The sequence below is a fragment of the Streptomyces sp. NBC_00316 genome (assembly GCF_036158715.1).
Taxonomy (GTDB): Bacteria; Actinomycetota; Actinomycetes; order Streptomycetales; family Streptomycetaceae; genus Streptomyces.
On sequence record NZ_CP108023.1, the window covers coordinates 4465382 to 4487833 of the forward strand.

General features: G+C 70.6%; 18 protein-coding genes. 8 read left to right on the plus strand and 10 right to left on the minus strand.

Going from position 1 to position 22452, the window contains the following annotated elements:
- Positions 1-228: 228 nt before the first annotated feature.
- From OG878_RS19840 to OG878_RS19865, 6 genes are all read left to right on the plus strand, one after another.
- Positions 229-1866 carry a protein kinase domain-containing protein gene (locus OG878_RS19840; RefSeq protein ID WP_328888029.1) on the plus strand — a complete coding sequence of 546 codons (1638 nt, stop codon included), beginning with the start codon at positions 229-231 and terminating at the stop codon, positions 1864-1866.
- Positions 1867-2439: 573 nt separating this feature from the next.
- Positions 2440-2997 (plus strand): hypothetical protein, encoded by a 558-nt coding sequence (locus tag OG878_RS19845; protein ID WP_328888030.1) that lies wholly within the window; start codon positions 2440-2442, stop codon positions 2995-2997.
- A 92-nt stretch (positions 2998-3089) separates the two neighbouring features.
- Entirely contained in the window at positions 3090-3707 is a 618-nt protein-coding gene (locus tag OG878_RS19850; RefSeq protein WP_328888031.1) for a PadR family transcriptional regulator, read from the plus strand.
- A gap of 56 nt (positions 3708-3763) precedes the next feature.
- Positions 3764-4549, plus strand: a complete 786-nt coding sequence (locus OG878_RS19855; protein ID WP_328888032.1) for an ABC transporter ATP-binding protein — start codon at positions 3764-3766, stop codon at positions 4547-4549.
- On the plus strand, positions 4546-7401 hold the full coding sequence (locus OG878_RS19860; protein ID WP_328888033.1) for an FtsX-like permease family protein: 2856 nt from the start codon (positions 4546-4548) through the stop codon (positions 7399-7401). Before OG878_RS19855 ends, OG878_RS19860 begins: the two co-directional genes overlap by 4 nt.
- 100 nt (positions 7402-7501) lie before the next feature.
- A complete protein-coding gene (locus OG878_RS19865; protein WP_277327302.1) occupies positions 7502-8044 on the plus strand; it encodes a bacterial proteasome activator family protein in 543 nt (180 codons plus the stop codon).
- A gap of 232 nt (positions 8045-8276) precedes the next feature.
- Here the strand turns inward: OG878_RS19865 and OG878_RS19870 are convergent, their stop codons facing one another.
- The 7 genes from OG878_RS19870 to pdhA form a co-directional block, all read right to left on the minus strand.
- Positions 8277-9266, minus strand: coding sequence for an NAD(P)H-quinone oxidoreductase (locus tag OG878_RS19870; RefSeq protein WP_328888034.1), 990 nt, complete (start codon positions 9264-9266; stop codon positions 8277-8279).
- Positions 9267-9370: 104 nt separating this feature from the next.
- On the minus strand, positions 9371-10504 hold the full coding sequence (locus OG878_RS19875) for a potassium channel family protein (RefSeq protein WP_328888035.1): 1134 nt from the start codon (positions 10502-10504) through the stop codon (positions 9371-9373).
- On the minus strand, positions 10462-12375 hold the full coding sequence (locus OG878_RS19880) for a molybdopterin molybdotransferase MoeA (protein WP_328888036.1): 1914 nt from the start codon (positions 12373-12375) through the stop codon (positions 10462-10464). The genes OG878_RS19875 and OG878_RS19880 overlap by 43 nt, the downstream gene beginning before the upstream one ends.
- Before the next feature lie 158 nt (positions 12376-12533).
- Positions 12534-13382, minus strand: a complete 849-nt coding sequence (locus OG878_RS19885; protein WP_328888037.1) for an NTP transferase domain-containing protein — start codon at positions 13380-13382, stop codon at positions 12534-12536.
- A gap of 74 nt (positions 13383-13456) precedes the next feature.
- Positions 13457-14860 (minus strand): dihydrolipoamide acetyltransferase family protein, encoded by a 1404-nt coding sequence (locus OG878_RS19890; protein WP_328888038.1) that lies wholly within the window; start codon positions 14858-14860, stop codon positions 13457-13459.
- Positions 14860-15888: an alpha-ketoacid dehydrogenase subunit beta gene (locus tag OG878_RS19895; RefSeq protein WP_328888039.1), complete on the minus strand. Its 1029-nt coding sequence runs from the start codon at positions 15886-15888 to the stop codon at positions 14860-14862. The genes OG878_RS19890 and OG878_RS19895 overlap by 1 nt, the downstream gene beginning before the upstream one ends.
- Positions 15885-17048, minus strand: coding sequence for a pyruvate dehydrogenase (acetyl-transferring) E1 component subunit alpha (pdhA, locus tag OG878_RS19900; RefSeq protein WP_328888040.1), 1164 nt, complete (start codon positions 17046-17048; stop codon positions 15885-15887). Before pdhA ends, OG878_RS19895 begins: the two co-directional genes overlap by 4 nt.
- Positions 17049-17312: 264 nt before the next feature.
- Between pdhA and OG878_RS19905 the strand changes: the two genes are divergently transcribed.
- A complete protein-coding gene (locus OG878_RS19905; protein WP_443049262.1) occupies positions 17313-17819 on the plus strand; it encodes an Lrp/AsnC family transcriptional regulator in 507 nt (168 codons plus the stop codon).
- 130 nt (positions 17820-17949) lie between these two features.
- Here OG878_RS19905 and OG878_RS19910 read toward each other — a convergent pair whose 3' ends face one another.
- Positions 17950-18543, minus strand: a complete 594-nt coding sequence (locus tag OG878_RS19910; RefSeq protein WP_328888042.1) for a TetR/AcrR family transcriptional regulator — start codon at positions 18541-18543, stop codon at positions 17950-17952.
- 123 nt (positions 18544-18666) lie between these two features.
- On the opposite strand from OG878_RS19910, the gene paaN reads away from it, so the two are divergent.
- Entirely contained in the window at positions 18667-20367 is a 1701-nt protein-coding gene (gene paaN, locus OG878_RS19915) for a phenylacetic acid degradation protein PaaN (protein WP_328888043.1), read from the plus strand.
- 87 nt (positions 20368-20454) lie between these two features.
- On the opposite strand, the gene OG878_RS19920 is transcribed toward paaN, so the two are convergent.
- Together OG878_RS19920 and OG878_RS19925 are read right to left on the minus strand one after the other, a co-directional pair.
- A complete protein-coding gene (locus tag OG878_RS19920) occupies positions 20455-21204 on the minus strand; it encodes a TrmH family RNA methyltransferase (RefSeq protein WP_443049137.1) in 750 nt (249 codons plus the stop codon).
- The gene (locus OG878_RS19925) at positions 21201-22439 is read right to left on the minus strand and encodes an HTTM domain-containing protein (protein WP_328888044.1); all 1239 of its coding nucleotides are present in this window, start codon (positions 22437-22439) and stop codon (positions 21201-21203) included. The genes OG878_RS19920 and OG878_RS19925 overlap by 4 nt, the downstream gene beginning before the upstream one ends.
- Between the last annotated feature and the right edge of the window lie 13 nt (positions 22440-22452).

Below are 22452 nucleotides of genomic sequence, written 5' to 3' on the forward strand. Positions count from 1 at the left end.
CACGCTACAGCCTCTGCCGGACACCCCGTTCTCGAGAGGGACGGGCCATCCAACCGGCTGCCGCGCCGCACACGCAAATTCCATGCCCGTCCTGTAACGCTTCCGAGACTCTTCCTGTGCGTAGGGTCACGGAACGGGCACCCGGCTTGACGTGTCGTACCCCTCGGGCAGACTTGGCGCGTATATAGGGATCTTCGCGCGAGACGCGCGCCTAGGGGGAAGCAAGTCATGAGCCAGGACGGCGCACACGGCGCCCAGGGGCGGTATGCGGGCGGTTCGGTCGCCGGTGGCCGGTACCAGCTGCGCGACCTGCTCGGCGAAGGCGGGATGGCGTCCGTATATCTGGCGTACGACTCCGCGCTCGATCGCCAGGTGGCGATCAAGACCCTCCACACGGAGCTGGGGCGCGAGCAGTCCTTCCGTGAACGGTTCCGGCGCGAGGCACAGGCCGTTGCCAAGTTGCAGCACACCAACATCGTTTCGGTCTTCGACACCGGCGAGGACGAGCTCGGCGGCGCGCTGATGCCGTACATCGTCATGGAATACGTGGAAGGGGAGCCGCTCGGCTCCGTACTCCAGGCGGACATACGCAACTACGGTGCGATGCCGGCCCAGAAAGCGCTCAAGGTCACCGGCGACGTGCTGGCCGCGCTGGACACCAGCCACGAAATGGGCCTGGTCCACCGCGACATCAAGCCGGGCAACGTGATGGTGACCAAGCGCGGTGTCGTGAAGGTCATGGACTTCGGCATCGCCCGTGCCATGCAGTCGGGTGTCACCTCGATGACGCAGACCGGCATGGTCGTCGGCACCCCCCAGTACCTCTCCCCCGAACAGGCGCTGGGCCGTGGCGTGGATGCGCGCTCCGACCTCTACTCGGTCGGCATCATGCTGTTCCAGCTGCTGACCGGACGGATCCCGTTCGACGCGGACTCGCCGCTCGCGATCGCGTATGCGCACGTCCAGGAGGAGCCGGTCGCGCCGTCCTCCATCAACCGCTCGATCACCCCGGCGATGGACGCGCTCGTGGCCCGGGCGCTGAAGAAGAATCCGAACGAGCGCTTCCCCAGCGCCGCCGCGATGCAGGACGAGATCACACGCGTGCTGAACGCGGGCGGACAGACGGGCGCCCCTGTGATCATCAGCGGTGCACCGACCAGCAGCGGTTCGGGCGTCGGCTCGGCGGTCTTCCCGCCGGTCGACCAGTCCACACCCCCGGCGCACGGCGTGCAGATGCCGTATCAGCCGCAGCAGTACCAGCAGCAGCCCGGCCCGTACGGTCCGCCGACCCCGACCCCGACCCCGGCGCCTTCGTACGGCTACCCGCAGGCGAATCCGGCGTACCGGACCCCGGCGCCGATGCAGCACCAGGCGCCGGCACCGTACACCGTCACTCCCCAGCCGGTGGGCGGCGGTGGTTCCGGCAGCGGCGGCAGCAAGCGGAACATGCCGGTGATCGTGGGCTCGATCGTGGTCGCGCTGATCGCGATCGGCGGCCTGATCACGGTCCTTTCCCTGAAGGGCGACCCGGCCGCGGGAACGGGCGGCGACCCGAGCAGCTCGCCGGTGGCGGGCGAGCACAAGGATCCGGAGCGGAACCGGACGATGAAGACCGAGGACTGCACGGACGCCGTGGAGGACAGCGACGACCCGAACAAGGTCGACGCACCGAGCTTCCTGTACAAGGACATCCTCTCCGCGAAGGAATGCGCACTGGCCGCGGGCTGGACGATCAAGACGATCCCGGTCCCCGGGAACGCCTACGCCGAGGACCAGGTCATCGACCAGTTCCCCTCCTCGGGTACCGCCGTCCCCGAGAAGGGCGCCCACTTCGAGCTGCGCATCTCCACCGGCGACCCCGCCTGAGCGAAGGGGTAGCGCCGCACCTGGGGAAGTGACGGCCCGGCACGCAGCAGGTGTGCCGGGCCGTTGTACGTCCCGATCACCCCGGATGCCGGATATATCGGTACATGTGACGCTGACCTCATGGCTTCAGGACTCCTCCCTCCACGGTCTTCGAGGTGCCTGGCCTGTCTGGCGATAGCGATAGGGGTGGCGCTGGGGCCGGTACAGGGTCGGGCACATGCGGACCAGCGCGAACCCGGCGGCACGCCGGGGCGGACGCGGGAGCCGGTCAGCGCTTCGCCGGCCGCGCCGCCCGCCGCACCGGACATACCCGACGCGGATCCCCCCTCCGCCCCTCCGGCGGGGCCGGACATATCCGCGGATCCCCCCTCCGTCTCTCCCGAAGCACCGGAAGACCTCGCGGTTCCCCCCGCCGACGCCCCGTCCACCGGACCGTCCGCCGGCCCCTCGGGCAAACCGTCCCTCCCTCCTTCGGCCGAATCCTCACCGGAACTTCCAGGACCTCCGGCACGTCCGGCGCCCTCGGCCCCGGCCGGCAGCAGTCCGGGGGACAGCGCCGGGAACGACCACTCCGTGGGCGACAGCGGCCCGGCCGACAGCTCCGCGGGCGCCGGCCCGGCGGAGGACGGCAACGCCCCAGTCGATGCCTCCACGGACAACAACGCCCCGGCCGGCAGCGCCCGGGCGGACAAGGATCCGGCCGGCAGCGCCGCGGACGCTGCCTCCGGCCCGGCACGGCAGCCTCTTTCCGGCCCCCGTTCCGATGCCGGCGGTTCGCCCGACGGACCGTCCGGCCGGCCCGATGCGCCGCCTCTGCTCGCCGGACGAGCGGACGGGGTGGGGCGGTTGCGACCCGGGCGGCCGTTCTCACCCTGGGAGCTCACCCACCGGGACGACTTTCTCGGCCAGTTCGACCAGCCGCCCCCCTCGGCGGCCCCTTCGGCCGCGCCTGTGGCAGTGCCCAGAACAACGACGGCGTCCGACGACTCCCGGAAGTCGGGCCGGGCGGCACCGCAGGCCCTCGACCGGCCCGGCGCTCACCACATGCAGCAGGTGTCACTGGGTGTCGGCATAGCCCTGGTCGGGCTGGGTCTGGGCTTCCTCGGACTCCGGATCCGGCGTACGAACTGAGCTGCGGCAGGGAAGTTACGGGGGAGCAGCAAGGGAACCAGTGGTACGGATGGGACTTGCCTCGGCAGGCATACTCGGTATACATACTGAGTATGTCGATCCGCCATGGGCTCCTTGCCCTCCTGGAGCACGGGCCCCGTTACGGCTCCCAGCTCCGCACCGAATTCGAATCACGCACCGGCTCCACCTGGCCCCTGAACGTCGGCCAGGTGTACACCACGCTCAGCAGGCTGGAGCGCGACGGCATGGTGGTCCAGGACGGTGAGGACGACCAGGGCCACGCCCTCTACTCGATCACCGACGACGGCCGCACCGAACTGCGGAACTGGTTCGGGACACCCGTCGACCGCAGCAGCCCACCGCGCGACGAGCTGGCGATCAAGCTCGCCATGGCCGTCGGCGCGCCCGGCGTCGACATCCGGGCCGTCATCCAGTCGCAGCGCCACCACACCGTGAAGGCGATGCAGGACTACACCCGGCTGAAGGCACAGGCCCTGGCCGACGTCCCGGGCAACCGCGACGAGGTGGCCTGGCTGCTCGTGGTGGAACAGCTGATCTTCCAGGCCGAGGCCGAGGCCCGCTGGCTGGACCACTGCGAGGCGCGGCTGGTCCGCCTCGCCGAAGCCTCCGCCACGGATCCGGAACCCGAGGCGCGTACGACCGGCCGCACCCCAGCTCGCACGCCTGCCCGGCCGCGTACCCGGCGCTGACCGCCCGCGTGCGCCGTCTCGACCACAGACCATTCCCGAGGGGGGAACCACTCGCCATGTCCTCGCACGACCCGTCCGCATCCTCGTCGTCCCAGCGGTCCGCCGCACCCCTGCCGGTCGACGCTCCCGTGCTCGAACTCCGCAGCCTCACCCGTACCCACGGCACCGGCATCGCCGAGGTGCACGCCCTGCGCGGCATCAATCTCTCGGTGCACACCGGTGAACTCGTCGCCGTGATGGGTCCGTCCGGTTCCGGCAAGTCCACCCTGCTCACCCTGGCCGGTGGTCTCGACACGGCGACCGGCGGCCAAGTGATCATCGAGGGGCAGGACATCTCCACCCTCGGCCGCAAGGGCGTCGCCGCCCTGCGCCGCCGCAGCGTGGGTTATGTCTTCCAGGACTACAACCTGATCCCGGCGCTGACCGCCGCCGAGAACATCGCCCTGCCGCGCGAACTCGACGGCGTCTCCGTGCGCAAGGCACGCAGGGAGGCACGGGCCGCGCTGGAGGAGATGAACCTCCTGCAGATCGCCGACCGGTTCCCCGACGAGATGTCCGGCGGCCAGCAGCAGCGGGTCGCGATCGCCCGCGCGCTGGTGGGGGACCGGCGCCTGGTGCTCGCCGACGAACCGACCGGGGCGCTCGACTCCGAGACCGGTGAGACCGTCCTCGCCCTGCTGCGCAACCGGTGCGACCAGGGTGCGGCCGGGGTGATGGTGACGCATGAGCCGCGGTACGCCGCCTGGGCGGACCGGGTCGTGTTCCTCCGGGACGGCTCGATCGTCGACCAGACGCTGGCCACCGGAGCCGACTCGCTGCTCGCCGCCGAGGGCGCCAAGTGAGCGTATTCACGGGCTGGCGTGCCGCCCTCAGGATCGCGCGACGCGACGCGATGCGAGCCAAGGGCCGCAGCGCACTGGTCGTCGCGATGATCGCGCTGCCGGTGCTCGGCGTGACGGCTGCCGATGTGACGTACCGCAGTGTGGAGCCGACCCGGGCCGAGAAGCTGACGGCCTCGATGGGCTCCGCGGACGCGCTGTTCAGCGATCCGGGGATGGGGGGCCCGATCCAGCAGATGCCCGACGGGCAGTCGTACGACCTGGCGTCGCAGGACACCGTGCAGCCGGGCGGCGAACCCGTGCCGCCGATCGACATGCGGGCCGCACTCCCCGCGGGCGCGCACGCGACAAGTATCCAGTCCGTCCCGGCGAGCGTCACCACCAAGTACGGCATCACCACCACCGAGATCGTCGAGTTCCCTACGTCGGACCCGATGGCCCGCGGCAAGGTCGACCTCGTACGGGGAGAACTTCCGCACGGCGACCGTGAAATGGCCGCCACCGAGCCCTTCCTGACGAAGTCGGGGCTGCACGTCGGCTCGCGCACCACCCTGCGCGGCGCCGAGCGCACGTACACCATCACCGGTGTCGTCGAGCGGCCCGACGACCTCAAGTCCGAAGCCCTGTACGCCGATCCGGGGGCGGTCATCGACCCGTGGACGAACACGGCCCGGCACGACAAGAAGGTCCTGCCGCCGAACATCGACTCCAAGAAGTGGCTGGTCAAGGGCGCCGCGGGGGCGGGCGTGAGCTGGTCCGACGTACTCGCCGCCAATGCGCGGGGCGCCCTCGTCGTGTCCCGGCAGGTCGTCCTCGACCCGCCGCCGGACTCCGAGGTCCCGATGGCCCGGACCATGAGCGGCAACTCGTACGGCGGTTCCGAGGAGCTGAGCGCGGCGCTGATCACCGTCGTCGCCATGGCCGTCCTGGAGATCGTGCTGCTCGCCGGACCGGCCTTCGCGGTCGGCGCCCGGCGCTCCCGCCGCCAGCTCGGCCTCGTCGGTACGTGCGGTGGCGACCGGCGCCACGTCCGGGCCGTGGTGCTCTCCGGCGGGCTGGTCCTCGGCGGTGTCGGTGCCGTGGCCGGTGTCGCGGCAGGACTCCTGCTCACCGTGGTGTTCCGCCCGGTGATCGAGAACTGGGCCGGATACCGCTTCGGATCACTGTCCGTGCGCCCGTCGGAACTGCTGATCATCGCTGTGATCGGCCTGGTCACCGGTCTGCTGGCAGCGCTCGTACCCGCCATCGTGGCGAGCCGGCAGTCCGTGCTGGAGTCGCTCAGCGGCCGCCGCGGCATCCGTCACAGCTCCCGGGTACTGCCGGTGCTGGGCTCCGTGACCCTGCTGATCGGTGCGGCCGTCGCGGTCCGCGGCGGCACCAGCGGCAACTCCACGCTGGTCGCCGGCGGCTCGGTCGTCGCCGAGCTCGGACTGCTCGGCTGCATCCCGGTGATCGTCGGCCTCCTCGGACGGCTCGGCCGCAGTCTCCCGCTCTCGCCACGGATGGCGTTGCGTGACGCGGCCCGCAACCGGGGGCGTACGGCTCCGGCGGTCGCGGCCGTGATGGCAGCCGTCGCGGGTTCGGTGGCGATCGCCACCTCCATGTCCAGCAGCCAGGCCGAGATGGATTATGAGTACACGGCGGGGCTCACCCCCGGCACGGTTGCGCTCATGGCCTCCGGCGACAAGTCGGCCGACCGGCTCCCCCTCGCCCGGGCCGCCGTCGAACACAACCTCGCCGTCACCGGTGGACACGCCGACGTCGGCCGGGTCTGGGCGGGCAGCGACTGCAATGTCTACTACGAGGACGAGACGAGCTGCGGCTCGGTCGAGCTGATCAAGCCCACCGGCAAGGGCCACACCTGCCCGCTCACCGGCAAGAGCGCCAGGAAACTCGCCGCGAGTCTCTCCGCCGACGAGCACAGGAAGCTGATGCGGACCCCCGCCTGCCTGGGCGAATACATCAACGACGACCCGTTCAACAGCTCGGCGGATGGCGTCGTCCTGGGAGACGCGGCCTTCCTCTCCACCTACGTGAAACTCCAGGATCCCGCGGCCGCCAAGGCCCTGGCGGCCGGCACACCCGTGCTGCTCAACCCGGCGTACGCGAAGGACGGCGAGGTCACCCTCAAGGCCGTCCACAGGTACAGCGACCGCGACAAGGCGAACCGCAAGCTGCACCCGGGCACGGCCGAGACCCGTACCGACCGGCTGAAGGTGTATCAGGCACCGGAGCAGTACGCCGCCACGCCCGGGGTCCGCCTGATCCTTCCCCTGCAGACAGCGAAGCGGCTCGGCCTGCACACCGAGGTGAACGGCAGCGTCTACACGGTCGCCCATGAGACGACCAGCAGTGAGGACCAGCGGGTCTCGGCGGCGATCGACCTGGCCGGAGGCGGCATCTACCTCCAGTCGCCGCACGGTCCGTCCGAGCGGCAGGACACGATCCTGCTGGTCCTCTCCCTGTTCGCGGGCGTGGTGACCCTGGGCGCGGCCGCGATCGCGACCGGTCTCGCCAAGGCCGATGCGGAGACGGACCTCACCACGCTCAGCGCCGTGGGCGCACCCCCACGCGTACGGCGGACCCTCTCCGGATTCCAGTGCCTGGTCGTCGCACTCACCGGCGTCGTGCTCGGTACGGCGGCCGGTCTGGTGCCCGCCGTGGCGCTCCGGCTCGTCGATCTGCGTGAGGCCGTGAAGCAGATGCGGGTGGAGCCGATGGAGTCCGCTTACACACCGATCGTGCTGCCCTGGGCGACCATCGGGTTGCTGGCCGTGGTCGTACCGCTGCTGGCCGGGCTGGGCGCGGCGGCGTTCACCCGCTCCCGGCAGACCCTGTCACGACGGGCCGGTTGACGGGCCGACCGGGTGGTTCCGGTGCCCCCGAAAATGGTGGATCAACCGTTTTCGGGGGCACCACCCTGTTGAGCAGGAGGTGTGCGAGACAATGGGCGGCATGGAGATGCCGAGGAATGAACGGTCGCAGGAGCACCCCCAAGTCCTCGTAGTGGGACAGGACGGCATGGCGATCGGCGGCGGTGGCACTGACGACGAATCGCGTGAGGTCCCGGTGACAGAAATGGTCGAACAGCCCGCGAAGGTCATGCGCATCGGCAGCATGATCAAGCAGCTCCTGGAAGAGGTCAGGGCGGCTCCTCTCGACGAGGCGAGCAGGGTCCGGCTCAAGGAGATCCACGCAAGCTCCGTGAAGGAGCTGGAGGACGGCCTCGCGCCGGAGCTGGTCGAGGAGCTCGAGCGGCTCTCTCTGCCGTTCAACGAGGAATCGGTGCCCTCTGAAGCGGAACTCCGGATCGCACAGGCCCAGTTGGTGGGGTGGCTGGAGGGCCTCTTCCACGGCATCCAGACGGCCCTGTTCGCCCAGCAGATGGCGGCCCGGGCACAGTTGGAACAGATGCGCCGCGCCCTTCCGCCGGGCAGCGGTCACGACGACGACAGTTCGGATCCGCACGGGGCGATCCGGTCGGGGCCGTACCTGTAGGCCGTACGGCGAGTTCCGTACAGCTGCTGAACCCCGTCCCGCCCACGTACGAACGAAGAGCAGGGCCCGGCACACGTTCCTGTGTGCCGGGCCCTGCTGCAGCTCTGTACCTTATGCGCCTTCTGCCCGCTTTCGCGTCCCGGTGCCGTGCGCCGGCGGCCTCCCTCGTCCGGTGTCGTTCATCACAGACTTCCGCCGTCCGGTGCCGTGCGCCGGCGGCTCCGTCGTCCGCTCAGGCCGACGTCGGTGTGCGCAGGAGAACCTTGCCGATGTGCTTGCTGGCCTCCAGCACCCGGTGCGCCTCCGCGGCGTCCGGCATCGGCAGGGTGCAGTCCACGATCGGCCGGACCACGCCACTGCCGATCAGCGGCCACACATGCTCACGCACGGCAGCGACGATCGCGGCCTTCTCGGCAAGCGGGCGCCCGCGCAGGGATGTCGCGGTGACGGCGGCACGCTTGTTCAGCAGGGCGCCCAGGTTGAGCTCGCCCTTGATGCCACCCTGGAGACCGATGATGGCGAGCCGGCCATTGACCGCGAGCGCCTGCACATTCCGGTCCAGGTACTTCGCGCCGACGATGTCGAGGATGACATCCGCGCCCGCCCCGTCCGTCGCCTTGTGCAGTTCCTCGACGAAGTCCTGCTCCCGGTAGTCGATCAGGATGTCCGCACCGAGCTCCGCGCAGCGCGCCAGCTTCTCGGGGCCGCCCGCGGTCACCGCGACCCGCGCACCCACGGCCTTGGCGAGCTGGATCGCCATGGTGCCGATGCCGCTGGAACCGCCGTGCACCAACAGCGTCTCGCCGGGACGCAGATGGGCCACCATGAAGACGTTCGACCAGACCGTGGCCGTCACCTCGGGCAGCGCCGCGGCCACCGCCAGATCGACGCCGTCCGGCACGGGCAGCAGCTGGCCGACAGGCACGGCGACCTTCTCCGCGTAACCACCACCGGCCAGCAGCGCGCACACCTCGTCGCCGACCGACCAGCCGGTGACACCGGGGCCGATCGCCGCGATCCGGCCCGCGCACTCCAGACCCGGGTACGGGGACGCGCCGGGCGGCGGATTGTAGAAGCCCTGCCGCTGCAGCACGTCGGCGCGGTTGACGGCGCTGGACACGACCTCGACGAGGACCTCGCCCTCGCCGGGTACGGGATCGGGGACCTCGGCCCACACGAGCGCTTCGGGGCCACCGGGTTCGGGGATCGTGATCGCATGCATGGCGGCGAGGCTACTCCGTAACCTCGGCGCGGCAAGTCTCCGACCGGCTCACACGACATGTCGCGGGCGTTCGCCGTCGGGGGACGGCGGGCGCGCGCGGGCCGTCACCCGCCTTGCCGGTGCGGCGTGTTCAGCGACTGAGCGTCGCCCGAAGCCCGCGCGATGGTGATCAGCCGATCCGTCAGCTGCAGTGGGCTGGCCGACGGATCGTCGTAACCGATCAGCCGGTGGCCGCGCAGCACGCTGACGACCAGATCGTCGGTCTCCCGTACGCTTTTTCCGACCTCGGCCTTTATCACCGGCCGTTCGACGAGATCGAGGCCGCTTCCCTGCTGGATCAGATCCTCCATCACCGTGCCCGCGCTGGGGCTGAGCACGGAGAGGCCGAGCAGCCGGCCCGCAGCACTGGCACTGGTGATCACGGCGTCGGCACCGGACTGCCTCAGCAGCGGTGCGTTCTCCTCCTCGCGCACTGCCGCGACGATCTTCGCGCCGCGGTTGAGCTGCCGCGCGGTCAGCGTGACGAGCACCGCTGTGTCGTCGCGCTGGGTGGCGATGATGATCTGACGTGCTTTCTGGAGCTCCGCCCGCAGCAGCACCTCACTGCGTGTCGCATCCCCGACGACGCCCACGAACCCTTCGGCGTTGGCGGCCTCGATCACCTTGGTCGCCGGGTCGACGATCACGATCTGTTCCTTCTTCAGACCGGTGGCGCAGAGCGTCTGGATGGCCGAGCGGCCCTTGGTGCCGAAGCCGACGACAACGGTGTGCTCACGCAAGTTTGTTCTCCAACGGTTCAGCCGGAAGTCCTCCCGGGTCCGCTCCGTCAGGACCTCCAGGGTGGTGCCGACCAGAATGATCAGGAAGAGCACGCGCAGCGGTGTCACGAGCAGCACATTGATCAGTCGTGCGCCGTCGCTGTACGGGGTGATGTCGCCGTACCCGGTGGTGGAAAGCGTGACCGTCGAGTAGTAGACCGCATCCAGCAGGTCCACCGAGCCATCGGCGGCGTCGTGGTAACCGGAACGGTCGGACCAGACGATCAGCACGGTGACGGCCAGCACCAGCAACGCCATCAGCAGCCGTTTGACCACCTGCCGGATGGGCCGGTCGACGACACGGCGCGGGAGCAGGATCCGGGTGGGGGCGACGTGCTCGTCGACCCGCCTGGCCATCGCATCGTGGCCGGGAAGTTTCACGTGAAACACCCTCCCGTCCACGGTGTCGCCGAGCCCCACGGCAGTTCGAGGATCTGCAGCTCGTCGCCGGATCCCGTGCCGCCCGGAGGTACGACGGCGAGCCCGTCGGCGGCGGCGATCCCGCGGAGCATGGCCGGGCCGTTGTAGTGCAGGGGTACGACATGCCCTGCATCGCCACCGTCGGCCGCGCGGCCGGCGCCCTCTCCGGCAGCGACCCGGTGGACGACGGGGACCAGGCGGGTGTCGTGCGGGTGGCCGTGTACCTCGTCGCGTACGACGACCCGGCGCGTCTCCTCCGGTGGCCGTCCGGCCAGGCCGCGCAGGAGAGGTTCGGCGAGCGTCAGAAGACCTGACACAGCAGCGAGCGGGTTGCCGGGCAGCCCGACGAGATACGGGCCGCCGGAGGGCAGCCGGGCCAGCAGCATCGGGTGGCCGGGGCGTACGGCGACGCCGTCGACCAACAGCTCTGCGCCGGTCTTGGCGAGAACGGGATGGACATGGTCGACCGGGCCCGCCGCGGTGCCGCCGGTGGTGATGACGAGGTCGGCGTCGGAGGTGGTGAGGGCGTGCCGCAGAGCCTCCGCGTCATCGCCCAGACGGCGTGGGGCGGAGACCTCGGCGCCCAGGGCCCGCAGCCAGGGTCCGATCATGGGACCAAGGGCATCCCGGATCAGCCCGTCATGCGGCAGACCGGCGGTGAGCAGTTCGTCCCCGAGGACGAGAACATCGACGCGCGGGCGGAGGACCGTCACCAGCTCGTCGTAACCGGCGGCCGCGGACAGGCCGAGGACGGCGGGCGTCACCAGGGTCCCGGCGGGCAGGAGTTGTTCACCGGACCGGCACTCCTGGCCGCGCGGCCGGATGTCCTGCCCAGGAACCACCTGGTGCTGCGCATACAGCAGCCTCTTGCCCTCGTCCGTGTGAGCGTGTTCGTTGCGGATCACGGCGGTGGCGTTCGCCGGGATGCGGGCGCCCGTGGCGATGCGTACGGCATCACCGTCGGGGAGCGGGGCCGGCGCACTGTGACCGGCGAGAATGCTCAGCCCCGGGGTCCCGTCCTCGCCCGCACGGACGGTCCAGGGTCCGGGTCCGGCGACGACCCAGCCGTCCATGGCGGAGGTGTCGAAGGACGGCAGATCGGTGAGGGCGGTCACGGGTTCGGCCAGCACGTGCCCGAGGGCCAGGTCGAGGGCGACTCGCTGCGTACGGGGGGAGCCTCCGCGGCCGGCCTGCGCCGCCCGGGCACGGGCCTCGCTCCAGACGGCGGCATCTCCGCGTGGGACGCGAGCGGGGGTCTGACCGGAACTGTGGCCGGGACTGTGACCGGAGTTCCGCGCTGCGGCGCCACAACCGGGACCGTGAGCGGAGCGCCGGCCGGAGCCGTGGGTGGGGTCGGGCACAGGACCGGGACCGGAGTCGGGGCTCGGGTCGGCGTCCTGGCCGGCCCTGCCGTCGGAGCTCTGTTGGAGACTCCGCGTCGTGGCCCCCGCGAGCGGCTGCGGGCGAGCCGAAACCCGGCCTCCCACCAGCGCAAGGGCCTCGTCAACGGCACGGTCTTCCTCCGCGACGCGAGCCTGCTCAGCAATGCGGGCTTCCTCGGCCGCGCGGGCTTCCTCGGCCAAGCGGGCTTCCTCGACACCACGAGTCCGCTCCGCCGCACGAGCCTGCTCCGCGACACAAGCCACCTCCACGACGCGGCCCTGCTCAGCCGCACGGGCCATGTCCGCCGCGTGGGCCTGCTCAGCTGCATGAGCCCGCTCCGCGACACTGGCCTGCTCAGCCGCAGGGGCCTGCCCGACCGAAACGACCACCTCGGCGGCGTTGGATTCCTCAGCAGCGCGCGTCTGCTCCGCGACGCCACCCTGCTCTCCAGGAGGGATCTCCCTCGCAGCACGGGTCGCCTCGACCACGCGAGACTCCCTGGGAGTCAGCGGCCGGGCAGCAGATTGCTCAGCCCTCGCGACGCCCGCGGCCCCGTTCACCGGGGCCGGCGGAAGCAGCGGATCCGGCGGTGCTCCCGACGCCCCGTCGGTCGACGGGGCGTCACCGGCCTTGCCTTGATGCGCCGTCATGGCGTCTCGGTCTCGGCCTCGTCTGCCCAGCGGAGGGCGAGAGCGGCCGCCTTGCGAGCCGCCTCGGCCACCGCCTCAGCGCCGCCGTCGCTCGCCTTCGCCGCCGCGTACCCGACGAGAAACGTCGTCAGGGGCGCGGCGGGCCGGGCGACGCCGTGGGCGGCATCGCGGGCGAGGTCGAGCAGGACGCCGGTGTCGACGTCGAGTTCGATGCCCAGTTCGTTCTTGACTGCGGTGATCCATTCGTCCAGCACGGTCCCATGCTCTCTGATACGGGCCCGGGCCGCGGCAATGTCTTCCCAGGTGTCGCAGTCGAACGAGGCGAGGGGACCCGCCTCCACGCGGGCGAGGTCCAGTTCATGTGCCAGCAACCGCAGCGGCAGCCCGGCCAGACTCCCGTGCTCCGTGGCAAGAAGTGCCAGCTCACGGCGGAGTGGCTCGGCACGGTAGACGGCGACGAGTGGCTGGTCCCGCCCGTCCTGGTCGACGGACAGGGCCCCGTCCCGTTCTCCGTGTCCGGTCGCCGCCAGCAGTGCCTTGACCGTGCCCTCACCCAGGAACGGCAGATCCGCGGAGAGCACGAGCACGTGCTCCGCCGTCGTCTGCCGCACCCCGGCGCCGAGTGCCGCCAACGGCCCCCCGCCCTGGGGCTCTTCGCGCGTCCAGGTCACAGCGCGCAGGGTGGGCCGCCGTCCGCCCACCACGACGGTGACGGCGGCATCGGCACAGGCGGCGAGCACCCTGTCGAGCAGTGCCCGGCCGCCGACGCGGACGGCCGGCTTGTCGGCGCCGCCGAGGCGCTTGGCGGCGCCTCCGGCAAGAACGATGGCGTCATACACGGTCATGCCCCGAGTATGCGTGCCGTGCGCCCCCGTTGGGCCTCCTCGTTCCCTCCCTTCTCGTCTTCCTCCCCTTCCCCCTACAACGTGCGCAGCAACAGGGCCGGCTGTTCCACGCAGTCGGCCACGTACCGCAGGAAGCCGCCCGCCGTGCCTCCGTCGCAGACCCGGTGGTCGAAGGTCAGCGAGAGCTGGACGACCTGGCGGACGGCCAGCTCGCCCCGGTGCACCCACGGCTTGGCCACGATCCGGCCCACACCGAGCATCGCCGCCTCGGGGTGGTTGATGATCGGTGTCGATCCGTCGACCCCGAACACCCCGTAGTTGTTCAGCGTGAACGTGCCGCCGGTCAGCTCCGCCGGGGTCAGCGTGCCCGTCCTTGCCGCCTCGGTCAGTCGGCCGATCTCGACGCCGATCGATTCCGCGTTACGGGCCTGCGCGTCCCGCACGACAGGAACGACCAGCCCCCGCTCGGTCTGGGCCGCGAAGCCGAGATGCACGGCGGGCAGCCGTACGATCTCCCGTGCCTCCAGGTCCACAGTGGAGTTGAGCTCGGGGAACCTGGCCAGAGCCGCTGTGCAGATGCGGGCCAGCAGGGCGAGCACCGACACCTTGGGCCCCGCGGAAGGACCACCGGCGCCGTTCATCGCGGCTCTGGCGGCCATCAGCTCGGTGGCATCCGCGTCGACCCAGCACGTGGCGTCGGGTATCTCACGTCGACTGCGCGCCAGCTTGTCGGCGACCGCGCCCCGGACACCGCGCAACGGAATCCGTTCCACGGCGGCCGAAGACGACACCGGCACCGAGGCCGAGGCCGACACCTGAGCAGTCGCCGACACCGCGGGAGAAATCGGAGCCGACGCAGCCGCCGCCCTCCCCGCCTTCCCGTCCGCCGCAGCCCTGATCGCGGATTCGACATCGGCACGCAGGATCAGCCCGTCAGGCCCCGATCCCGTCAACTGCCGCAGATCGAGATCATGTTGCCGCGCCAGCTTCCGCACCAGCGGAGAGACGACCGCCACGGGTCCCGGCACCACCTCCGGAACCACAGCGGAGACCGGCCGCGGCACATCCGGAGCCACCACCGCCGCAGCGGCAGAGGCCGAAATCGCCTCGGGTCGCACCCGCCGGCGACGTGCCCTGGGCGCCCCGGTGCCGTACCCGACCAGCACATTGCCGGACGACTCGGTCTCCGCGACGCCGGCGGCGGAAGGAACCTCGGCACGGTCTTCCTCCGCGGACCCCACCGCCACCGTCAACAATGGGGCCCCGACCGGAAGTTCCGCACCCTCCTCGCCGAAGCGGGCGGTCACGACACCCCCGTACGGACACGGCACCTCCACCATCGCCTTGGCGGTCTCGACCTCGACGACCGGCTGGTCTATGGCGACCACATCGCCGACCTCCACCAGCCAGCGCACGATCTCCGCCTCGGTCAGGCCCTCGCCCAGGTCGGGCAGCTTGAATTCGAGTACCTGGGGCATCAGCTCCCCGCCTCCCACTGCAGCCGCGCGACCGCGTCGAGCACCCGGTCCACGCCCGGCAGATGGTGCCGCTCCAGCATCGGCGGCGGATAAGGGATGTCGAACCCGGCGACCCGCAGCACCGGGGCCTCCAGATGGTGGAAGCAGCGCTCGGTGACGCGAGCGGCGATCTCCCCACCGGGGCCGCCGAACCCGGACGACTCGTGGACGACGACCGCGCGGCCAGTGCGCCGCACGGAGGCGGCGACCGTCTCGTCGTCGAACGGGACCAGCGATCGCAGGTCCACCACTTCGAGGTCCCAGCCCTCCTCGACGGCCGCCTCGGCGGCCTCCAGGCAGACCGGCAGGGACGGTCCGTAGGTGATCAGCGTCGCGCTGCGCCCCGGACGGCGGACAACGGCACGTCCTATCGGTTCGACCTCCACCGGCGCGTCCGGCGACCATGACGCCTTCGACCAGTACAGCCGCTTGGGCTCCAGGAAGACCACCGGGTCGTCGGAGGCGATCGATGCCCGCAGCAGCCCGTACGCGTCGTCGACCGTGGCCGGCGTGACGACATGCAGGCCCGGCGTGGCCATGTAGTACGCCTCCGAGGAGTCGCTGTGGTGCTCGACACCGCCGATCCCGCCGCCGTACGGCACCCGCACCGTGATCGGCAGCGGCATGGCGCCCCGGGTCCGGTTCCTCATCTTGGCGACATGGCTGATGAGCTGCTCGAACGCCGGATAGGCGAACGCGTCGAACTGCATCTCCACCACCGGCCGCAGCCCGTACATCGCCATGCCGACGGCCGTGCCGAGAATGCCCGCCTCGGCCAGCGGCGTGTCCGTACAACGGTCCTCGCCGAACTCCTTGGCCAGTCCGTCGGTGATCCGGAAGACCCCGCCGAGCGTGCCGACATCCTCACCGAGGACGTGCACCGTCGGGTCCTCGGCCATCGAGTCGCGCAGTGCACGCCCGAGCGCCTGCGCCATGGTGGCCGGCTTGACCCTGTCAGTCCGCTCGCCGGCCATCGCTGCCGTGGTCATCGACCGTCCCCCGCACCACTCGTACCGTCCTGGCCCTGCTCGGCGTCCAGCTCCACCCGCAGCCGCGCTGCCTGCTCCCGCAGCTGTGCGGTCTGTTCCGCATAGACATGCGCGAAGAGGTCCATGGGATCGAGCACCGGATCGGCGTTCATCCGCTCGCGCAGCCCGGCAGCCATCCGCTCCGCGGCCGCACGCGCCTCCTCGATGCCGTCCTCGCCGAGCAGCCCGCGCTCGGTGAGCTCCCGCTCCAGCAGCATGATCGGGTCGTGCGCCCGCCACGCCTCCACCTCGCTGTCGCCGCGGTAGCGCGTCGCGTCGTCCGCGTTCGTATGCGCGTCCATCCGGTACGTCACCGCCTCGACCAGGGTCGGGCCGCCACCGGCCCGGGCCCGTGCCACCGCCTCGCCGAGCACCTGGTGCACGGCGGCCGCGTCATTGCCGTCGACCAGCCGGCCCGGCATCCCGTACCCCACCGCTTTGTGCGCCAGTGACGGCGCAGCCGTCTGCTTCGCCAGAGGCACGGAGATCGCAAAGCCGTTGTTCTGGACCAGGAACACCACCGGTGCCCGCCAGACGGCCGCGAAGTTCAGCGCCTCGTGGAAATCGCCCTCACTGGTCCCACCGTCGCCGACCATGGCGAGCGCCACCACATCGTCCCCCTTGAGCCGCGCCGCGTGGGCCAGACCCACGGCATGCGGCAGCTGGGTGGCGAGCGGGGTGCAGAGCGGGGCGATGCGGTGCTCACGCGGGTCGTACCCGGTGTGCCGGTCGCCGCGCAGCAGAGTCAGCGCCTCGACCGGGTCGAGGCCGCGCGCCACCGCCGCGAGCGTGTCGCGGTAGCTGGGGAAGAGCCAGTCCCGCTCCTCCAGCACCAGCGCCGCCGCTATCTCGCAGGCCTCCTGCCCGGTGCTCGACGGATAGACGGCGAGCCGGCCCTGCTTGGTGAGGGCGGTGGCCTGGGCGTTGTACCGCCGCCCGCGCACCAGCTCGGCGTAGAGCCGCAGCAGCAGCTCGGGGTCTGCGTCGGCCACGGCAGCCGTACCGAGCACGCGGTACGGCTCGGGGTCCGGGAGCAGCGGCGCGGGGTCGGTGAGCGGCTTCCAGGCCGGGGGCGGCGTGGGCCGGTAGGCGGCCGCGCCGGGCAGCTCTTGGACCGTCATGACAAGCACCTCCTTGCATCGAGGGATATCGAGCGGCATCTGGCGATATCGAGGGGTCATCCGATATCGAGGGGTGGCTGAATATGTCGAAATGTCGAGCACTGTCCGAGGCACGGATGTGGTGTGCCTCACCTACCGATTGTTCGGTCGCGGGCGCATTTTGGCTACAGGCGCCATCAGCCTGTGGACAAACGGTTCTCCACAGCCTGGGATAGGGGCAGGTCGTCCAGGACAGGGAGGCGCGGGGACATGGCAGCTGAACAAATGGCCGACGGGGTCGAGGGCCCCGGCCAGGTTCCACCCGCGCGCCCGCTCGATGCCATCGACCGTGACATCCTCCGGCTGCTGCAGACGGACGGCCGCGCCTCGATACGGTCGGTGGCCGACCGCGTTCATGTGTCGCGCGCCAACGCCTACGCGCGGATCAACCGGCTCATCGACGACGGCGTGATCCGCGGCTTCAGCGCACGCGTGAACCATGAGCGGGCGGGGCAGGGCGCCTCCGCGTACATCACGCTCAAGATCGTGCAGAACTCCTGGCGGACGGTGCGCGAGCAGCTCCAGGCACTGCCGGGGGCGACCCACATCGCGCTGGTAAGCGGCGACTTCGACGTGCTGCTGCTGGTACACACCCCGGACAACCGGTCGCTGCGCGAGCTGGTCCTGACCAGAATCCAGGCCATCCCGGAGGTGCTGTCCACGCGCACGCTTCTGGTGTTCGAGGAGACCGACCTGGCCCCGGGGCCCGACCACCCCACCGAACTCACCTAGGGAGTCGCTCGCCGTGCCGGTTCCGGCGTTTCCGGCATCCGGCATCCGGCATCCGGCATCCGGCATCCGGCATCCGGCATCCGGCATCCGGCATCCGGCATCCGGCATCCGGCATCCGGCCGTCAACGACTCAGCGGCTGGAACGCATCCCCTCGAACGCCAGCTGCACGACCGTGTCCGCCAGCTGCTCCCCCTCGGCGCCACTGCCCGGCTGCGGCCGGTACCACTCGACCAGGGAGTTGACCATTCCGAAGAGCAGCCTGGTCGCCAGCCGTATGTCCACGTCGGAGCGGAGATCACCGTCCGCGACCGCCGCCTTCAGCAGCTCGGCCACCCGCTGGTCGAATTCGCGGCGCCGCTCCATGGCCCAGCGCTCGGCCGCCGTATTGCCCCGCACGCGCAGCAGCAGCGTGACGTAGGGCAGTTCGGCTATCAGTACCTCGACGGTACGGCGCGTGACGTATTCGACCCTCTCGATCGCGCGCCCCCGCGTCGCTCCGGCCTCGCCGAGAATCCCGAAGAGCCCGTCCAGCGCCCGGCTGACCGCGCGCCGCAGCAGCTCTTCCTTGCCCGCAACATGGTGGTAGATGGACGATTTGGAGATGCCCGCCGCCTTGGACAGGTGCTCCATCGACGTGCCGTCGTAACCGCGCTCGTTGAAGACACGGACGGCGACGGTGAGGAGAGTCTCCGGGGTGTACGTGTCCCGCTTGGCCGTGGTCATGTCCGCGATCCTCCCCTACGAGTTGTCCACAGGTTTCGTGGGCCCCCTTGTCCCGACCGATCGTTCGGTTACTCTAACTCTGTCCGCCCGTCCCTGCCCAGCTCGATGAGGAGTTGGTCCGTCATGGCCGCCGAGCTCTCCCCCCGACTGCTGTCCGAGAAACACCGCCCGACGCTCGACCAGGCCCTCGACGCGATCCGCACGCGCGCGTACTGGTCCCCGCATCCCGAGCACCCGAAGGCATACGGCGAGGGCGGTGCCCCGGGCAGCCTGGGCGCCGCCGAGGGCAAGGCCGCCTTCGACGCCGTGCTGCACACCCGGCTCGACCTCGGCCAGCCGGGCACCGACGGCTGGACGGGCGGGGAGATCTCTCCCTACGGACCGGAGCTCGGCGTCGAATATCCGCATGCCGACCCGGACGTACTGCTTCCGGCGATGCGCGCGGGAATGGCCGAGTGGCGCGAGGCGGGGCCCGAGACCAGGGCCCTGGTGTGCCTGGAGATCCTGGCGCGGATCAGCGCCCGCACCCATGAGTTCGGCCACGCCGTGATGCACACGAGCGGGCAGGCCTTCATGATGGCGTTCCAGGCGGGCGGCCCGCACGCCCAGGACCGCGGCCTGGAGGCGGTGGCGTATGCGTACGAGGAGCAGATCCGCACCCCGCGCACCGCGGACTGGTCCAAGCCGCAGGGCAAGCGCGATCCGCTCCAGCTGCACAAGACGTACATCGCGGCAGGCCGCGGTATCGCACTGCTGATCGGCTGCAACACCTTCCCGACGTGGAACGGCTATCCGGGACTCTTCGCCTCCCTCGCCACCGGCAACCCGGTCCTGGTGAAGCCGCATCCGCGCGCCGTGCTTCCCCTGGCACTCACGGTCCAGGTGGCCCGCGAGGTGCTGAGCGAGGCGGGCTTCGATCCCAACCTGGTCTGTCTGGCCGCCGAGCAGCCGGGCGAGGGCATCGCCAAGACCCTGGCGGTCCGCCCCGAGATCAAGATCATCGACTACACCGGATCCACCGCCTTCGGCGACTGGCTGGAGGCCAACGCCCGCCAGGCCCAGGTCTACACGGAGAAGGCGGGGGTCAACACGATCGTCGTCGACTCCACCGATGACTACCGCGGCATGCTGGCCAACCTGGCGTTCTCCCTCTCCCTGTACAGCGGCCAGATGTGCACCACCCCGCAGAACCTGCTGATCCCCCGCGACGGCATCACCACCGACGCCGGCGACAAGTCGTACGACGACGTGGTCGGTGACATCGCCGCCTCGGTCACCGGCCTGCTCGGAGACGACGCCCGGGCGAGCGCGCTGCTCGGCGCGCTCGTCAACCCGGAGGTGAAGGCCCGGCTGGAGGCGGCGGCCGAACTGGGCGAAGTCGCCCTGGCCTCGCGGGAAGTGGCCAATGCAGAGTTCCCGGATGCGGTGGTCCGTACCCCGGTCGTCGTCAAGCTCGACGCCACCAAGCCGGACGACGAGGCAGCCTTCCTGTCGGAGTGCTTCGGACCGGTGGCTTTCGCGGTCGCGGTCGACTCGACGGCGGATGCGGTGGAGCTGTTGCGCCGCACGATCCGTGAAGAGGGCGCGATGACGGTCGGTGCGTACACGACCTCACCGGAGGTGGAGCTTGCGGTGGAGGAGGTCTGTCTGGACGAGTCGGCCCAGCTCTCGCTGAACCTGACGGGCGGGGTGTACGTCAACCAGACGGCGGCCTTCTCCGACTTCCACGGCTCGGGCGGCAACCCTGCGGCGAACGCGGCACTGAGCGACGGAGCATTCGTGTCGAACCGCTTCCGCATGGTGGAGGTCCGCCGCCAGGCATAGCGCAAGCCCGTCGGCCGGCCCCTCGGGCGTCGAGGAGCGGGGGCCGGGGCAGAAGCCCCCGGTTCCCGCCCCTTCGCCCTCGCCCCCTCAGACCCCGGTCTCCGGAATGTCGGCGTACCGCTGCACCCAGGCATGCATGGCAATGGCCGCCGCTGCCCCCGCATTGATCGACCGCGTCGAGCCGAACTGGGCAATCGAGCAGACCATCGCTGCGTGCTTGCGGGCCTCCTCCGTCAGCCCCGGCCCCTCCTGCCCGAAAAGCAGCACACACCTGCGCGGCAGCTCGGTGCGCTCCAGCGGCACGGCCCCCGGCAGATTGTCGATCCCGATGATCGGCAGCCCCTCGGCCGCCGCCCAGGCGGTCAGATCCGCCGTGTCGGGGTGGTGCCGCACATGCTGGTACCGGTCGGTTACCATCGCACCGCGCCGGTTCCAGCGCCGCCGGCCCACGATGTGGATCTCCTTGGCCAGGAAGGCGTTCGCGGTACGCACCACCGACCCGATGTTGAAGTCGTGACCCCAGTTCTCCACGGCCACGTGGAAGTCGTGCCGTCGCAGATCCAGGTCGGCGACGATCGCTTCCCGCGTCCAGTAGCGGTACTCGTCGCCGACATTGCGCCGGTCGCCGTGCGCGAGCAGCTCGAGGTCGTAGCGCTCGCCCTCGGGCCAGGGCAGCGGGTGCGGCCCGACACCGATCTCCACCCCGAACCCGTCGTCGTACTGCAGGGCCTCCGCCGACGGCTCACCCGCCACAGGGGCTGAGCCCGAGGGGCCGCTGCTGGTGCTGGTACTGCTGCTCGTGCTGGTACGGCCGGTGCTGCCGATATCGCTGCTCACCCGACGAGCGTATGGCCATCGCTTCCGGTGTGCTGCGGGGCCTCCTCCTCGCCGCCCCGCCGCTGCGCGGGCACCCGGCCCGAGCGGGAGAACAGCAGCTGCCGCCCGAGCGTCACCTGGCCCCCCAGCCAGACCAGGAAGGCCGTCGGCAGGAAGACGGAGTCGGCAGCGATCATCGCCATCGAGAAGAAGGGCAGTCCCAGCAGCAGGGCGATGCCGGCGTGCTCGCACATCATGGCGACGAGCAGGACGTTCTTGACTCGCCGGTTGAAGAGCGTGAAGGGGAAGGCGACCTGCACGATGACTGTGCCGTAAGTCAGGACCATGACCATCACACCGTTGGAGGCGAGCAGGTCGGACAGGGCGGGCCATGGGGTGAAGTAGTCGAGCTTGAGCGGGTAGTACAGGGCGGTGCCGTCCTGCCACCGCGATCCCTGGATCTTGTACCAGCCGGCGGTCGCGTAGATCAGACAGACCTCAACCATGATCACGACGAGCGTGGCGTTGTGGACGAGGTTGGCGATGACGTCCAGCAGAAGGCGCGGTTCGCTGCGCGGCGCGTACCGATTCAGGGCCCACCAGGCACCATGGCCGATCCACAGCACCCAGAAAAGTGCCGGCAGCCACCAGGTGCCGCCGAGTCCGCCGGTCGCCGAACCTGCCACGAGGACCAGTCCGAGCAGCACCCACAGGACCGTCCCGGCCACATTCGGCACCGGCCTGCGTGCGCCCTCCCCCTGTGCAGTCACCTCTCGCGTCGCCCGTGCCGCTCGCCGCGCGTCCAGGGACCAGACCTGTCCACAACGCGTCAGCACCAGATAGATCGCCATCAGATGGATGACGTTGTCGCCGCCGTCACCCAGGAAAATGCTGCGGTTCTGCAGCGAGAGCACGCCGGCCATGAAGAGGACGGACATGGCGCGGGTGTGCCAGCCGAGCATCAGCAGTGCGGCGGACACCAACGCGATCGCGTAGACGACTTCGAACCAGGCCGTGCTGTTCGACCACATGAGCACGGAGAAGGATTCGTTGCCCGATATGAGCTGCTTCGCCATGTCCCAGCCCCACGGGGCGTCGGGGCCGTACATCTCGTGGCGGTGCGGCAGCTCGCGGAGCAGGAAGAGCAGATAGGTGACGGAGAAACCGATCCGGATGACCGCGGTCTGATACGGACCGAGCGCCGAGGAGGTGATGCGCTGGGCGGCGCGGGCGAGCTTGCGGCGGGGGGAAGACACGCTCGGGGAAGAC